The following is a 14,652-nucleotide window of genomic DNA, read 5'->3' on the forward strand; positions in this document are numbered from 1 at the left end:
GACCGCGACCATCACGACCAACGCACCACCCGACCGAGCGCGAAGGAGTAGCCGCCCGTGACCAACCCGCCTCGGAATGGGCAAGGGGACCGTCGTCCCTCCCGCCCGTGGCAGGAGCAATCCGGCGGTGTACCGGCGCGCAGGCCCTCGGGCGGTTCCGGCGGCACCGGTGGCTCGGCGAGCGGCAGGCCAGCGCCGGCCCGCCGTCCTGGCCCGCCGCCCCGCTCCCGCCCGCAGCCGCAGGCACGGACCTCGGCTCGACCGTCGGCAGGCGAACCCCCGGTCCGCCGCCCGGTGCGGCGCGTCGCGGACGACCCGCCCCGCAAGTCCAAGCGCGGGCCGAAGATCGCGGTCGGGGTCATCTCGCTGCTGATCATGGGCGTCACCGGATACGCGTGGGCCGCGATGCAGGGCCTGGTCAACGGCCTCACCACGCAGGACGTCATCGAGGGCGCCGAGGGTGAGAAGCCGGCCGACGGCGCGCGCGACATCCTCCTGGTCGGCCTCGACAGCCGCACCGACAACCAGGGCAACCCGCTCTCGCAGGAGGTGCTCGACGAGCTGCGCGCGGGCGAGTCCGACGGCGAGCTCAACACCGACACCCTGATCCTCGTGCACATCCCGAACGACGGCAGCAAGGCCGTCGCCATCTCGATGCCGCGTGACTCCTACGTCGACATCCCCGGCGGCTACGGCAAGCACAAGATCAACTCGGCCTATGCCCGCGCGCTGACCTCCACCCGCAAGGAACTGCAGAAGCAGGGCGTCAGCGATCCCAAGGAACTCGAGCAGAAGTCCAACCAGGCGGGCGCGAAGACGCTGATCCAGACCATCGAGAAGCTGACCGGCTCGCACATCGACAACTACGCCTCGGTCAACCTGCTCGGGTTCAGCGACATCACCAAGGCGATCGGCGGCGTCGACGTCTGCCTCAACAACGACGTCAAGGACCAGTTCTCCGGCGCCAACTTCACCAAGGGCGAGCACACGATCTCCGGCGTCGAGGCGCTCGAGTTCGTCCGGCAGCGGCACGGGCTGCCGCGCGGCGACCTCGACCGCGTGGTCCGCCAGCAGGTCTTCATGGCCTCGATGGCGAAGAAGGTCATCTCGGCGGGCACGCTGGCCGACCCCGGCAAGCTGTCCGACCTGGCCGAGGCGATCAAGAAGTCGGTCGTGCTGAACCAGGGCTGGGACATCATCGGCTTCGCGCAGCAGATGAAGAACCTCACCGGCGGGCAGCTGGAGTTCAAGACCATTCCCGTGGTCAACATGGACTTCAAGACCCCCGAGGACGGCTCCGCCATCCAGGTGGACCCGCGCGCGGTCAAGGACTTCATCCAGGGCACCACCGGCCAGGCCTCGCCGTCGGAGCAGCCGAAGCCGGACGCGAACAACAAGTCGACCACCGTCGACGTCCGCAACGGCACCGGCAAGAGCGGGCTCGCCGCGAGCGTCCTGCAGTCGCTGACCGCCGAACACGGCTTCACCGCCGGCGACGCCGCGAACTCCACCGCCCGCAAGACGACGGTGATCCGGGTCCCCAAGGGACAGAAGCCCGCCGGCGAGGTCGTCGCCGACGCGCTCGGCGGCAAGCCCGCGGTCGAAGAGGACAAGACGGTGTCGGCCGGGCACGTGCTGGTGCTGCTCGGCACTGACTACTCAGGACAGGGCGCCACGGAATCCGCTGCTCAGGGTGCCGCCCAGCCCGAGTCCCCCGCGCCTCCCGCCGATGACAAGACGATCACGGCCAACGGCGTCACCTGCGTCAACTAGGTCACACCCCGCGGCCATTCGGCCCCCTTTCGTTAGCCCATTCAGCTCAATCGCGAACTCGGTGCGAAAACTGACACCGAAATCGCGTAATGAGCGGCTGCCTGCGGACTTACATAGCTGTGAAGACGGCTCGCAGGGCAACGAGCTGGTGGCAGGGCAGGGGACGAGGTGTGCTGATCGACGCTGAGACTTACCAGCGGGTGCTCGGGGACGAGCTCCGCAAGCTCCGGCGCCAGCGCGGCTGGACGCGCAAGGAGCTGAATCAGCGTCTGCAGAGCGACATCTCCTTGCAGACACTGGCGACCTACGAATTGGGCACCCGGCAATGCTCCGTGGTGCGGCTGGTGGAGTTGTGCGTCGCGATGGACGAGCTCCCGCAGGACCTGCTGGCCAAGGTCCACCGCCGCGTGTTCACCGACGAACCCGGGCGGGTGCGCGTCGACCTGCGCAAGGTCATCGCCGACGCCCAGCCGGAGCTGGGCCCGCTGCGCCGCTGGGCCGAGGATCGCCTCGGCCACGCGGAAACGGGCCCGGCCCCGGCCGAGGTCCACTTCGACCTGGCCGCGCTCGAACGCATGGCGGAGCTGTGTGGACTGTCCACGGTCGACCTCATCAGCAGGCTGCGCCGGCTGAATTCCTGACCCTTTCCCCTCCCCAAACGGAAACCGGCCCTGCCGCGATCACCCCTCGATTTCGCGGCAGGGCCGGTTTCCGGTGCTCAGCCCAGTAGTTCGAAGTCCTCGGTCTTCACCTTGCGGGTCTCGAGCCAGTACTTCCAGGTGAAGCCCGGCCACAGTGTCCGGTTGACACCCTTCGCGTCGAGATACCAGCTCTGGCACCCGCCCTGCGTCCAGATGCCCTTCGCCAGCTTGCGCTGGATGTCGCTGTTGAACCGCTCCTGCGCGCCCGCGCGCGGGTCGATCGCCTTGGCGCCGCGGCTTTCGACCTCGCGCAGCATCTGCGCGATGTAGCGGATCTGGGACTCGATCATGAACACCACGGAGTTGTGCCCCAGCCCGGTGTTCGGGCCGAGCAGGAAGAACAGGTTCGGGAACCCGGACACGGTGATGCCCATGTGGGTCCGCATGCCCTCGGCGCCCCACTCCTTGCCCAGGTTGCGCCCGTCCCTGCCGATGATGTCCAGATCGTCGAACGCGTCGGTGACGTGGAAGCCGGTGCCGTAGATGATCGCGTCGACCTCGTGCTCCACCCCGGCACTGTCCACGACGGAATGCGCGCGGACCTCGGCGACGCCGTCGGTGACCACGTCGACGTTGTCGCGCGTCAGTGCCGGGTAGTAGTCGTTGGACACCAGGACCCGCTTGCACCCCATCGTGTAGTCCGGGGTCAGCTTCTTGCGCAGCTCGGGATCTTTGATGGCGGCGGCGATGTGCCGTTTGGCGAGCTTCTCGCCGATCTTCATCACGCCGGGGTGGCCGTTGAAGCCGACCGCGCGTGCCTCCAGCACCCAGTAGAGCGCGCTGCGGAAGGCGCGCTGCAGCAGCGGCACCGAGCCGAACGCGCGGCGGGCCCACGTGGGCATCTCGCGGTCCGGCTTCGCCATGATCCACGGCGGGGTGCGCTGGAAGAGCGTGAGCCGCTCGACGTCCGGCGCGATCTGCGGCACGAACTGGATGGCCGACGCGCCGGTGCCGATCACGGCGACCTTCTTGCCGCGCAGGTCGTAGGCATGGTTCCAGCGCGCCGAGTGGAACGACTCGCCCTCGAACCGCTCGATGCCGGGCAGCCGCGGGATCTGGGGGATGTGCAGCGCGCCGATGCCGGAGATCAGGAACCGCGCGACGAACTCGTCGCCCGCCTTGGTCACGACGTGCCAGCGCGCCTCGTCGGAGTCCCAGCGGGCGCCGGTCATCTCCTGGCCGAAGCGGGTGAAGCGGGTGAGGTCGTGCTTCTTGGTGACCTCGCGCAGGTAGTCCCAGATCTCGGGCTGCGGCGAGTACGCCCGCGACCAGCCGGGGTTCTGCTCGAACGAGAACGAGTACATGTGCGACGGGATGTCACAGGCGCACCCGGGGTAGGTGTTGTCGCGCCAGGTGCCGCCGACGTCGTCCGCCTTCTCCAGGATGACGAAGTCCTCGCGCCCCTCTTTGCGCAGCTGGATCGCCATGCCGAGGCCGGAGAACCCGGTCCCGACGATCACGACTCCCGTCTCGATCCGCTTACCCATATCGGCGTTCCTCCACGGCGGTTAGGTGTTACTCGGAGTCCACCTTACCTGGAGTAGGTTACCAACGGTAGTCTCAGTTGCGTGACCACAGCACGACGCAAGCGCATGCCACGGGCAGAGCGCGAGCGGCAGATGATCGAGACCGCCGAAGCAGTGTTCGCCGAGCGCGGGTACAGCGCCGCGTCGATGGACGACATCGCCGAACGCGTCGGCGTCTCGAAACCGATGCTCTACGAGTACTTCAACTCGAAGGAAGGCCTGCTGCTGGCGTGCATCCGCCAGTCACGCGCGGCACTACGCGAGGTCACCGCCCAGGCCACGTCCGGCGCCACCTCGCCGGAGGACGCGCTGCACCGCGGCCTGCTGGCGTTCTTCGTCTTCATCCGCGAGCGCCGCCAGGCCTGGTCACTGCTGCGCCACGAGATGGCACTGATCGGCACACCCGCCGCGGACGAGATCGAAGAGACCCGGCGGCAGCAGACCGACCTGATCGCCACCCTCATGGCTGAGCACTTCGACGCCGACTCCGGACTCCAGGCCGAGGCCTCCGCCGAGTTCGTCGTCGGCGCCTGCGAACGCCTCGCCATCTGGTGCGAACGCCACGACGACGTCACCCCCGAAGCCGCCACCCGCTACGCCATGGACATCCTCTGGGCGGGACTCGGCAACCGCGCCCGCCCGTGAAGATGCTCGTGCATTAGGCCGTTCGGTCGTCACTCGACGTGGATCACCTCAAGTTACTTGTGACACAGAGTCGCTTTGAGGTATCGATATCATGTAGAAAGTAGAACGGACCGGCGTGTCAGGGTGTCCGGCGTAGGAGGGAACGGGGTGAGACAGATGGCGGAACCGATCACGGCGGTCTACGTGCAAGAGGACGACGACTGGACGATCACGGTCAGCGGCCTCGGCAAGAAGCTCACGGCCCGGGCGCCCGGCATCATCGCGGCGCGGGATACCACCGACCAGCTGGTCGACAGGATCGCGCCGGAAGGCAGGCCGACCGTCGTCCATCTGCTGAACGGGAGCGCGCTCGCGTTCACGTCCGCGTACATGACGGCCAGGCTCACCCTCCCCGAGGCCGCGCTCGCGCCCATCGAGATCCCGCCGCCGGGCAAACCGGTCAAGGCGATCAAGGAAGCGCCCAAGACGCCGCTCGCCACCAGCAAGCAGCTATCCAAGGCCGTCGAGGAGAAGAAGCCGGTCACGGCCGCACAGGCGGCCAAAAAGAACCGGGCGGTGCCGACACCCCAGAAGGCGACGACACCGCCTGCGGCGGCTTCCAAACTCGCTTAGCGGAACAGCTTCCGCACCAGCAGCGCGACGATCAGCACACCCGCTCCGATGAGCGGGTACTTCACCTTGGGGTTCTCCAGCGTCGAGCGCACCGAGCTCTTCGCCGACTCGACGAGCACCTTCGGGTTCGCCTTCGTACCGAGCTCGTCCAGGGTCGCGGCGAGCGCGGTCCTGGCCTTCTCGATGTCGCGCTCGATCGTCTCCGGGTCGCGGGCCACGTCTCCTCCTCGCAGGCGTACCTGTGCAGGCGACCCACGGTAGATCACGCCCGAAAACCCCGCCGCATCGGCCACACCCCGACCAATCTGATCACTCCGCACGCTAGGCTGTCCGCGCAGGGCCCGTAGCCCAATTGGCAGAGGCACACGGTTTAGGTCCGTGCCAGTGAGAGTTCGAGTCTCTCCGGGCCCACTCGAGGTTCTTGGGGGCTGGTGTTCGCGCGTGACCGCGCTCCCACCAGCGACCTCTTCGTCATTTCCTGCGGGGGCCGAGCCCCCGCACCCCCGCCGGGGGCGAGCCCCCGGACCCCCATCCGTTCGGTTGCGTGGCCGTTTTCGGGGTGATCGCTACTCGCTGTAGTTGCGCCGATTGGCCGTGCCCGTTATGCGATCTTTGCGGGGGTGGGGTCGTGAGTGTTGCGGCCGGTTCTAACCGGTCAGAACACTCACGAGTGCCCTTTTGGGCGCTGTGGATGATCGGCCCGCGCTGGCAGGGTGGGGGTTGTGGCGGGGTTGATCGGGGCTCGGGTCAGTCGGCAGGAAGATGTGCGGCTGCTGACCGGGCGTGGGCGGTTCGTGGACGATGTGCGGGTGCCGGGGATGCTCGAGGCGGCCGTGCTGCGCAGCGTCGTGCCGCATGCCCGGATCCTGAGCATCGACGTGAGCGCCGCGGCGGCGCTGCCCGGGGTTTTCGCCGTGGTGACGGGCACTGAGGTCAAGGCGCTGGTGAAGACCCCTCAGCCGGTCATCTGGCGGACCATCCCGGACATGCTCATGGGGTTCGGATACCCACTGGCCGTTGAGAAGGTGCTGTATCCCGGGCAAGGCGTGGCCGCCGTCGCCGCGAAGGACCGCGCCACCGCCGAGGACGCGCTGGAGCTCATCGAGGTCGAGTACGAGGAGCTTCCGGCCGTCACGACGCTGGAGGAGGCGCTCGCCGAGGACGCGCCGCGGCTCTACGAGGACTGGCCGGGCAACGTCGCCGGGCGGACCATGGTGCCCAAGGGGGATGTGGCGGCGGCGTTCGCCGAGGCCGATGTGGTGGTGCAGGAGTCTTTCCGGTTCGCGCGGCAGATGGGGACACCGCTGGAGACACGGGGCGTGATCGCGGACTGGGACCCGTTCACCGAGCGGCTCGAGGTGTGGCTCGGGACGCAGGCGCCGAACCTCGCCCGCGAGCTGCTGGGTGAGGTGCTCGGGCTGTCCGCCGACAAGGTGCGGGTGCGGACGCCGGATGTCGGTGGCGGATTCGGGAACAAGTTCGACTTCTATGGCGACGAGGTCGTCGCTTGTGTCTTGTCCCGGCGGGCCGGGAAGCCGGTCAAGCTGATCGAGGACCGCGCCGAGAGCTTTGTCGCGACCGTCCACTCGCGCGAGCAGAAGATCGACGTCGAACTCGCCGCGAAGAGCGATGGGACGATCACCGGGCTGCGGGGCACCGTGTACGGCGTGCTCGGCGGCGTGCTGGGGACCATCGGGATCGGGCCGTGCTGGACGACCGCGGCGCTGATGACCGGTCCGTACGACATCCCGGCCGTCGAGCTGAACGTCGTCGCCGTGATGACCAACAAGTCGCCCTACGGCTCCTATCGCGGCTACGGGCTGCCGAAGGCGAACTTCGCGCAGGAGCACCTCGTCGAACAGCTGGCCAGGCGGCTCGGGATGGACGCGCATGCCGTGCGGCGCAAGAACTTCGTGCCGCCCGACGCCTTCCCGTACCAGAGCCCGGTCTTCGTCTACGACACCGGACGCTACGAGGAATGCCTGGACCTCTGCCTCACCAGCGTCCAGCGGGCCGGGTGGGCCGAGCGCGTCGCACGCGGGCGCGCGGACGGGGCCGCCATCGGGATCGGGTACTCGTTCCACACCGAGGCCAGCGCGTTCGCGCCCAGCCGGATCGTGAACCTGGCAGGGTTGCAGCACTCGGGCTTCGACACCGAGGTGGTGCGGATCGATTCGACCGGCCACGTCACCGTCTTCACCGGGCTGTCCGCGATGGGCCAGGGCATTCACACGGCGCTCGCGCAGGTGGCCGGGCAGGCGCTCGGCGTGCCGCTCGACCACGTGACGGTCCTGTCCGGCGACACCGACACCTGCCCGTACACCGGCTACGGCACCGGGGCGAGCCGCGCGGCCGCGGTCGGCGGCGCGGCCGTGCTGAACGCCGCGACCAGGCTCAGGGAGAAGGTGCTGCGGATCGCGGGACACATCCTGGAGGTGTCGCCGGAAGATCTGTCCATCGAGGACGGGGTCATCTCGGTGCGGGGCGTGCCGGGCAAATCGCTCACCATGGCCGAGATCGGCGACGCCGCGTACCGCCGCATCAACGGCAAGCTGCCGGAGACCGAGACACCGACGCTGGAAGAGCGGGAGGTCTTCGACCCAGCCAACATCGCGACCTCGTTCGGCTGCACGGCGGTGCTCGCCGAGGTCGACCGCGAGACCGGTGTGGTCACACTGCTCGGGTACCTCATCGCGCACGACTGCGGCACGGTGATCAACCCGCTGATCGTGGACGGCCAGCTGCACGGCGGCGCCGCGCAGGCCATCGGCGGCGCGCTTTACGAGGAGCTGGCGTACGACGCCGGTGGGCGGATGGCGACCTCGACGTTCGCCGACTACCTGCTGCCGACCGCGACCGAGATCCCGCCGTTCGGCATCGAGCACATGGCGACGCCGTCGGACCACATTCCCGGCGGTTTCAAGGGCATGGGCGAAGCGGGCGTCATCGGCGGCGGCGCCGCGATCGCGCACGCCGTCGAGGACGCGCTGAGCGAGTACGGCGTCGAGATCACCTCGCTGCCGATCACCCCGCCCCGGCTGCTCGCCGCCATCAAGCGGGGAGCACGCCGATGAAGGCGGCCGCGTTCGACTACCTCCGGGCGTCCTCTGTGGACGAAGCACTCGAAGCGCTGAGCACCGCCGAGAACGCCAAAGTGCTGGCAGGCGGGCAAAGCCTGGTACCGCTCCTGAACCGGCGGCTGGCCAGGCCGTCGGTGCTGGTCGACATCAACGGCCTCGACCTGTCCTCGATCCAGCGCACCAACGACCACCTCGTGCTCGGCGCCCTCACCCGCCACCGCGCGGTCGAGACCTCGCCGCTGGTGGCCCGCGATCTCCCCCTGCTCACCGAGGCCCTGCGTCACGTCGGCCATGTCGCGATCCGCAACCGCGGCACGTTCGGCGGCAGCCTCGCGCACGCCGACCCGGCGGCCGAGCTGCCCGCGGTGGCCGTCGCGCTCGACGCCGAGTTCACCGTCCGCGGCGAGCACGGCCTGCGGACGATCTCCGCGCGCGACTTCTTCACCGGCAGCGGCCAGACCGCGCTCGAAGCCGACGAGCTCCTCGTCGAAGTCCGGCTGCCCGTGCTCCCCGCGCGTACCGGGCACGCGGTCGAGGAACTCAGCCGCCGCAGCCACGACCTCGCGCTCGTCGCCGTCTTCGTGACCGTCACCCTGGACGCGGACGGCGCCTGTGAGCAGGCGCGGATCGCCATCGCGGGCGCGGGCCCGACCCCGATCCGCGCGATCGCGGCCGAGGAGTCGCTGCGCGGCTCCGTGCTGACCCCGGCCTTGATCGCAGGCGCCGCCCGCGAGGCCGCCGCGGCCACCGATCCGGCATCCGACCTCCACGCCCCCGCCGATTACCGGCGCGACATGGCCGCGGTCCTCGCGCGCCGGGCGATCACCCGAGCGAACGGCAGCGCACGATGAAGGTCACCTTGACGGTCAACGGCAGGCAGTTCACCGCGGACTGCGAGCCGCGCCGCACCCTCGCCGACCTCCTGCGCGAAGATCTCGGCTTCACCGGCGTCCACCTCGGCTGCGAGCACGGCGTCTGCGGCGCCTGCACGATCACCCTCGACGGCGCCACCGCCCGCGCCTGCTGCCTGCTCGCCGTCCAAGCCGAAGGCGCCGAGATCACCACGGTCGAAGGCATGGCCACCGACGGCGAACTGCACCCGCTCCAGCAGTCCTTTCGCGACCATCACGGCCTCCAATGCGGCTTCTGCACCCCCGGCATGCTCGCCACCGCGGCCGAGCTGCTCCGCGAGAACCCTGCCCCGACCGAGGCAGAGATCCGCGAGCGCATCTCCGGAAACCTGTGCCGCTGCACCGGTTACCAGTTCATCGTGGACTCGATCGCCGCCGCCGCTAAGAAGTCTTGCTGAGGTGATCGCGAAGGCGTGCGTGGCGGAACTGGTAGACGCCGCCGCTCTGGCGCAGCACGCCGCGCTGGTGGGCGTCTTCGAGGAAGCGGAGCACGCGCCACGGCTGACGGCCGCGGATCGCCAGCCAGACCTGGCCGACCATGAACGCGCCCCACGCACGGGACAGCACGCTGACCGCGGCGACCGAGAGGCCGAACACGGTGCCGAAGGCGAGCCCGACGCCGAGGCCGTAGACGTTCGGGTACGCCGGGCCGAAGATCAGGCCGCCCGCGACCGCGCTGGCGAAGCCGATGCCGAGCACGCCCGCCCTGCCGAACCAGACACCGCCGACGACTCCGCCGGCGAGCGCGCCGCCGAGCGCGCTGATCAGGATGTCGATCGCGCCCGCTTCGGCGGCGGCGGTGTCCAATGTGGGCACGCCGACCGCGAAACCGCTCGGCAGGGTGAGCGCGAGCGCGAAGGTCAGGCCGAGCACGAGCGCGGCCGTGCGGTCCTGCCGCAGCACGACCGGCGGGCCGGACACCTCGGCGACGTCGGCGGGTTTGGCGAGCCAGACGTGCAGGCCCGCCGCGAGCCCGAGTACGACGCCGACCCCGGCGACGACGGCGGTCGGCAGGCCCATCGTGCGGCTGAACAGGACGCCGAGTGCCAAGCCGATGGCGAAGCGGCCGAGAAAGCGTAAACCGGTGCCACGGAAGCGAAGTTCGACCCTGACCGGCTCGACGTTGACCCCGGCGGCGTAGATCAGGCCCATCGAGGAGCCGAACGCGAGCGCGTACACGGCGAAGTAGAGGAACCCGGTCCAGCGGCCGGTGCCGATGCCGCCCGCGATGCCACCCGCGAGCCCGAACGCCAGCGCGGCCACGACACCCACCATGAGTGCGCGCGCCGGGCGTGACACCGACCGGATGAGCTGCCACCAGGCGATGTCGTGGGTGTCGAGCCGGGTGAGGTGCCTGGCGAGGAACCGCAGCCACTCCTGCGCCTGCGCCGGTTCGTAGCGGGGCGGCGTCCGCGAGTCGGGTGCGGCCGGGTGTGCCAGGTAGGCGGCGGGGATGAACGCGTCGAGCAGGTGCTGTTCGATCGACTCGCGATCGGGGAAGTCGAGCAGCTCGCCGGGATCGGTCGTGGTCGCGGTGTAGACGACCCTGGCGAGCGCGACCATCAGCGGGCTGGTCAGCACCTGGTTGAGCGGGAGCGCCGGATCGGAGCGCAGCTTGTCGAGCACCGGCTCCCAGCGCCGCCGCGCGGGCGGCCCGGCGGAGAGCAGGAACGCGGTCGCGTCGGCGAGCTCGACCGGCTCGATCTCCACCACCGGCGCGCGGGTCAGGATGACGCCGCCGCGGTCGACCGCGTCCTCGTACTCGGTGGTGCGGCAGGTGAGCAGCAGCGGGTACCGGTGGTCGCGGTCGAGCGCGTCGACGGCGGCCGCGTGCACGGCCAGCGGCATCTCGTCGAGCCCGTCGAGCACGACCAGGATCCGCCCGTCGGCGACCAGCTCCGACGCGGTTTTCGCCTCGAGCGCCGGATACTCCTCGACGAGCCGTTTCGCGACCCAGCTCTGCAGATGCTCGCTCCGCGGATCCCAGCCCGAGGCGCTGAGCAGCACCGGCACCGGCTCGCCGGGCCGCAGATCTTCCAGCAGCGCCAAGGTGAAGAGCAACGCGAGCACGGTCTTCCCTGCCCCGGGTTCGCCCAGCACCACAAGCTGTTTCGACGGCAGTGAACGGAACAGCCGCACCAGCTCGGTGACATCGCCGGACGGCCGTGACGGCGCGACATCCGGGTCGGCCGCGACCGGCCGCCGGGTGTTCGACCAGCGCACGCGCAGCGGCTGCGGGCGGCGCAGCGACCGCAGCCCTGCCTCCTCCGTCCACTGACGGCGGACGGCGCCAGCCAGTTCCCGCGCCGCGCGGTCGTGGGCGGTGCCGACCCGTTCGGCGGGCGCGGTCACCTCGGCGGACAGGATCTGGCGCTGCAGGTCCTGCAGCCGCTGGCCGGGGTCGGCGCCGAGTTCGTCGATCAGCAGCCGCCGGGTCCGCTGGTAGTGCTCGAGCGCCTCGGCCTGCCGCCCGCTCCGGTAGAGCGCGAGCATCACCTGCCCGGCGAGCCGTTCGTCGAGCGGCCGCTCGGCGGCGCGCGCGAGCAGGCCGGGCAGCACCTCGGCGTGCCTGCCCGCGCCGAGCATCAGGTCGGCGTGGTCGAGTTCCGCCGCGTGCCGCTCCCGCGTCAGTCCCTCGCGGACGCCGGCGAGCCACTCCGTCTCCAGCCCGGCGAGCGCTTCGCCCCGCCACAGCCCGAGCGCCTCCTCGAACAACGCGAGCGCGTGCTCGTCATCGGCGACCCGCGCGTCGGCGACGAGCCGCCGGAACCGGTGCACGTCGACCGCCTGGTCGTCGACGGCGAGCACGTACCCGCCCGGCTTGCGCGCGATCTCGGCGTCCAGCGCCCGCCGCAACCGGGTCAGGTAACTCTGCAGGGTGCCCCGCGCCCGCACCGGCGCCTGCTCACCCCAGACGCGGTCGACGAGCTGATCGGCCGTCACCGGTTTGTTCGCCTCGAGCAGCAGCACCGCGAGCACGCACTGCTGCCGGGCATGCCCGATATCGACGGGGTGGCCTGCCACGCTGACCTCGCACCCGCCGAGCAGCCGGAAACTGATCCCGTCGACCATCCGGCCAGCCTATTCAAGCCGGATTCAAGTGCCAGTCCGGGCACACTGGTCCCATGCTCTACGACGAGATCGGCGTCGGCTACTCGCTGGGCCGCCGCACCGACCCCCGCTGGCTCACCCCGATCACGGAGGCACTCGCCCCGGCCGGATCGGTGGTCAACATCGGCGCGGGCACCGGTTCCTACGAGCCGGCCAACGTGGTGCTGGCCGTCGAACCGAGCGCCGAGATGATCCGGCAACGCCCGCGTGGCGCGGCCCCGGCCGTCCGCGGGGTCGCGGAGTCGTTGCCGGTCTCGCGTGCCGACGCGGCGCTGGCCGTGCTGACGGTCCACCACTGGACCGACTGGCGCGCGGGCCTCGCCGAGCTTCGCCGGGTCGCGCAGCTGCGAGTGGTACTGACCTATGACCCGCGGCGGCATCTGGAGTTCTGGATGGTCAGGGAGTACGTGCCCGAGATCGCGGACCTCGAGGCCGGCCGCCCCTCGTCGGAAGACATCGCGCACGAACTCGGGGCCACGTCGGTTTCGGTGTTGCCGGTGCCTTGGGACTTCACGGACGGCGTGTTCCCCGCGCATTGGCGACGTCCGGAGGCGTACCTGGACTCGCGAGTGCGGGACAACTGCTCGGCGCTCGCCCAGGCTCCCGCGCACGCCGTGGAGCGCGGGATGACCCAGCTGCGCGCGGACCTCGAGTCGGGGCGCTGGCACGACCGGCATCAGGACCTGCTCGCACTCGACGAATGGGACGCCGGGTTCCGGCTGATCGTTTCGGGGTCGTGAGCGTTGCGGGCGGTTCTAACCGCCCGCAACGCTCACGAGCCCTTACCAGCCGATGGACAGCGTCAGCGCGGTCGGCGGGTTCGCGTTGGGCAGGATCTTCACGGAACTCTGGTCGTTGATGTCGTCGTAGGCGAAGCCGTACGCGCGGTGGTCGATGCCGATGGTGTGGAAGAACTGCGCGTAGTCGTTCTTGCTGGCGCCGCTGTAGTACGCCGCCGGGTTGTACCAGTTCGCCGTGTTCGCCGCGACGCCCCGGTTGAAGGCCGCGCAGAACTCGGCGCCGAGTTCCAGCGCGGTGGTCGTCATGCCGGCGGACGCCAGCGCGCCCGAGCATTCGACGACGTCGCGGGTGGTCGGCTTGTCCAGCACGAACGGCCCGGCGCCGTCCTTGGTGAACTGGAGCCTGCCGCCCACCACACGGCCGGTGAAGGTCTGGTTCAAGCGGGTCAGCGTGAACTGGCTTGCCGTGTACTGGTTCCAGACCTGGTCGATGTACGCCTGCAGGTAGTTCTGCTGGGCCCCGCCGGGCGCGAACAGCCCGGACGACCGCGGCGCGGTGATCCGATAAGCACCTGCCAGCGGTTTGAAGGCCGCGCCGACCGAGGACTGGTACTGCGCCAGCACCTGATCACGGGTCTGGGTGATGCCGACCGTCTGGTCGTAGCCGATGGCCGACTGCTGCAGCCGCGCGGTCATCGGGAAGCCGAACATGTCGACCTGGGTGGTGTTGCCGCCGTACGGGATCACGCCATGGCTGTAGGTCAGCTCGTACCAGTCGAAGTAGACGTCCGCGTTCGGGTCGGCCGGGTTGTGCAGGTCGGGACCGCCCCAGCCGCGGTCGTCCGGCGAGATCGGGATGTACATGGGGGACCCGGCCGAGATGTAGATCCGGCCGCCTTCGAGCCTGGACGGGATCGTCACGGTGGACGCCTGCGCGAGCGTGAACTGCATGTTCGCGTAGTTGACGCCGTTCTTGGTGAGGTGACCCGGCGCCGACGCCTCGGTGTGGTTGATGTGCGCCAGCGTGCCGTTCGGCTTGAGGTAGGACCACTCGCCCGGTGTGCCCATGCCGAGCACCAGCACGTAGATCTGGGCGTTGGTCCACTTGCCTCGCGTGTTGTTCTGCAATACCAGCGGGAACGTCCCTGTGCCGCCACCGCCGGGAGTGCCGCCCCCGCCGCCATAGGTGTAGGAGAAATGGCCCGTGTCGTAGAGCGGGCCGCCTTTCTCGTAGGTGAACCAGTATTCGATGACGGTCCCGCTGGAGAGCGAGGAGACCGTCTGCTCCCAGGTGCCGGAGACGTTGGCCATCCGGAAGTTCTGCTGGCCGAGGTTCGGCACCAGATAGTGCACGTCGACCAGCGAGGACGGGGTCGTGGGTTTGAACCAGATCTTGGCCTGGCCGTTGCTCAGCGGCGTCACGCCCTGGGTGTAGTCGGCGGCCGCCGCGGGCCCCACGCTGACTTGCGTGAGACCGGCGAGCAGGAGCACCAGTACGAAGGCACGGGAAAGGCGGCGGGCAAAGGACATCTTCGTCCCTTTCGTCGAAATGG

At 69.8% G+C, this 14,652-nt stretch carries 12 protein-coding genes and 1 tRNA gene; 9 read left to right on the plus strand and 4 right to left on the minus strand.

Annotated elements, in window-relative coordinates:
• Nucleotides 1–57: 57 nt before the first annotated feature.
• Nucleotides 58–1,773, plus strand: a complete 1,716-nt coding sequence (locus tag BLV57_RS15535; RefSeq protein WP_483860463.1) for an LCP family protein — start codon at nt 58–60, stop codon at nt 1,771–1,773.
• A 170-nt stretch (nt 1,774–1,943) separates the two neighbouring features.
• Nucleotides 1,944–2,414: a helix-turn-helix transcriptional regulator gene (locus BLV57_RS15540; RefSeq protein WP_091289449.1), complete on the plus strand. Its 471-nt coding sequence runs from the start codon at nt 1,944–1,946 to the stop codon at nt 2,412–2,414.
• 77 nt (nt 2,415–2,491) lie between these two features.
• On the opposite strand, the gene BLV57_RS15545 is transcribed toward BLV57_RS15540, so the two are convergent.
• Nucleotides 2,492–3,961: a flavin-containing monooxygenase gene (locus tag BLV57_RS15545; protein WP_091289450.1), complete on the minus strand. Its 1,470-nt coding sequence runs from the start codon at nt 3,959–3,961 to the stop codon at nt 2,492–2,494.
• 105 nt (nt 3,962–4,066) lie between these two features.
• On the opposite strand from BLV57_RS15545, the gene BLV57_RS15550 reads away from it, so the two are divergent.
• Complete coding sequence (locus BLV57_RS15550) at nt 4,067–4,645, plus strand: TetR/AcrR family transcriptional regulator (protein WP_176968685.1); 579 nt, start codon at nt 4,067–4,069, stop codon at nt 4,643–4,645.
• A 156-nt stretch (nt 4,646–4,801) separates the two neighbouring features.
• Nucleotides 4,802–5,257 carry a hypothetical protein gene (locus BLV57_RS43945; RefSeq protein ID WP_245757338.1) on the plus strand — a complete coding sequence of 152 codons (456 nt, stop codon included), beginning with the start codon at nt 4,802–4,804 and terminating at the stop codon, nt 5,255–5,257.
• Here BLV57_RS43945 and BLV57_RS15560 read toward each other — a convergent pair.
• Nucleotides 5,254–5,475: a DUF3618 domain-containing protein gene (locus BLV57_RS15560; RefSeq protein WP_091289452.1), complete on the minus strand. Its 222-nt coding sequence runs from the start codon at nt 5,473–5,475 to the stop codon at nt 5,254–5,256. The genes BLV57_RS43945 and BLV57_RS15560 overlap by 4 nt on opposite strands.
• Nucleotides 5,476–5,594: 119 nt before the next feature.
• Here BLV57_RS15560 and BLV57_RS15565 point away from each other — a divergent pair.
• The 4 genes from BLV57_RS15565 (at nt 5,595) to BLV57_RS15580 (ending at nt 9,646) form a co-directional block, all read left to right on the plus strand.
• Nucleotides 5,595–5,668 (plus strand) — tRNA-Leu (locus BLV57_RS15565).
• A 353-nt stretch (nt 5,669–6,021) separates the two neighbouring features.
• Nucleotides 6,022–8,331: a xanthine dehydrogenase family protein molybdopterin-binding subunit gene (locus tag BLV57_RS15570; protein ID WP_245757339.1), complete on the plus strand. Its 2,310-nt coding sequence runs from the start codon at nt 6,022–6,024 to the stop codon at nt 8,329–8,331.
• Entirely contained in the window at nt 8,328–9,188 is an 861-nt protein-coding gene (locus tag BLV57_RS15575) for an FAD binding domain-containing protein (protein WP_091289454.1), read from the plus strand. The genes BLV57_RS15570 and BLV57_RS15575 overlap by 4 nt, the downstream gene beginning before the upstream one ends.
• Complete coding sequence (locus BLV57_RS15580; RefSeq protein ID WP_091289455.1) at nt 9,185–9,646, plus strand: (2Fe-2S)-binding protein; 462 nt, start codon at nt 9,185–9,187, stop codon at nt 9,644–9,646. The genes BLV57_RS15575 and BLV57_RS15580 overlap by 4 nt, the downstream gene beginning before the upstream one ends.
• Here the strand turns inward: BLV57_RS15580 and BLV57_RS15585 are convergent.
• Nucleotides 9,630–12,320, minus strand: a complete 2,691-nt coding sequence (locus tag BLV57_RS15585) for an AfsR/SARP family transcriptional regulator (protein WP_091289456.1) — start codon at nt 12,318–12,320, stop codon at nt 9,630–9,632. The two genes, BLV57_RS15580 and BLV57_RS15585, sit on opposite strands and share 17 nt — an antisense overlap.
• A 53-nt stretch (nt 12,321–12,373) precedes the next feature.
• Here BLV57_RS15585 and BLV57_RS15590 point away from each other — a divergent pair, with 53 nt between their 5' ends.
• Nucleotides 12,374–13,099, plus strand: coding sequence for a class I SAM-dependent methyltransferase (locus BLV57_RS15590; protein WP_091289457.1), 726 nt, complete (start codon nt 12,374–12,376; stop codon nt 13,097–13,099).
• A gap of 42 nt (nt 13,100–13,141) precedes the next feature.
• Here the strand turns inward: BLV57_RS15590 and BLV57_RS15595 are convergent, their stop codons facing one another.
• Nucleotides 13,142–14,629 carry a glycoside hydrolase family 64 protein gene (locus tag BLV57_RS15595; RefSeq protein WP_091289458.1) on the minus strand — a complete coding sequence of 496 codons (1,488 nt, stop codon included), beginning with the start codon at nt 14,627–14,629 and terminating at the stop codon, nt 13,142–13,144.
• Nucleotides 14,630–14,652: the final 23 nt, after the last annotated feature.

This window comes from Amycolatopsis xylanica (assembly GCF_900107045.1).
GTDB classification, from domain to species: domain Bacteria; phylum Actinomycetota; class Actinomycetes; order Mycobacteriales; family Pseudonocardiaceae; genus Amycolatopsis; species Amycolatopsis xylanica.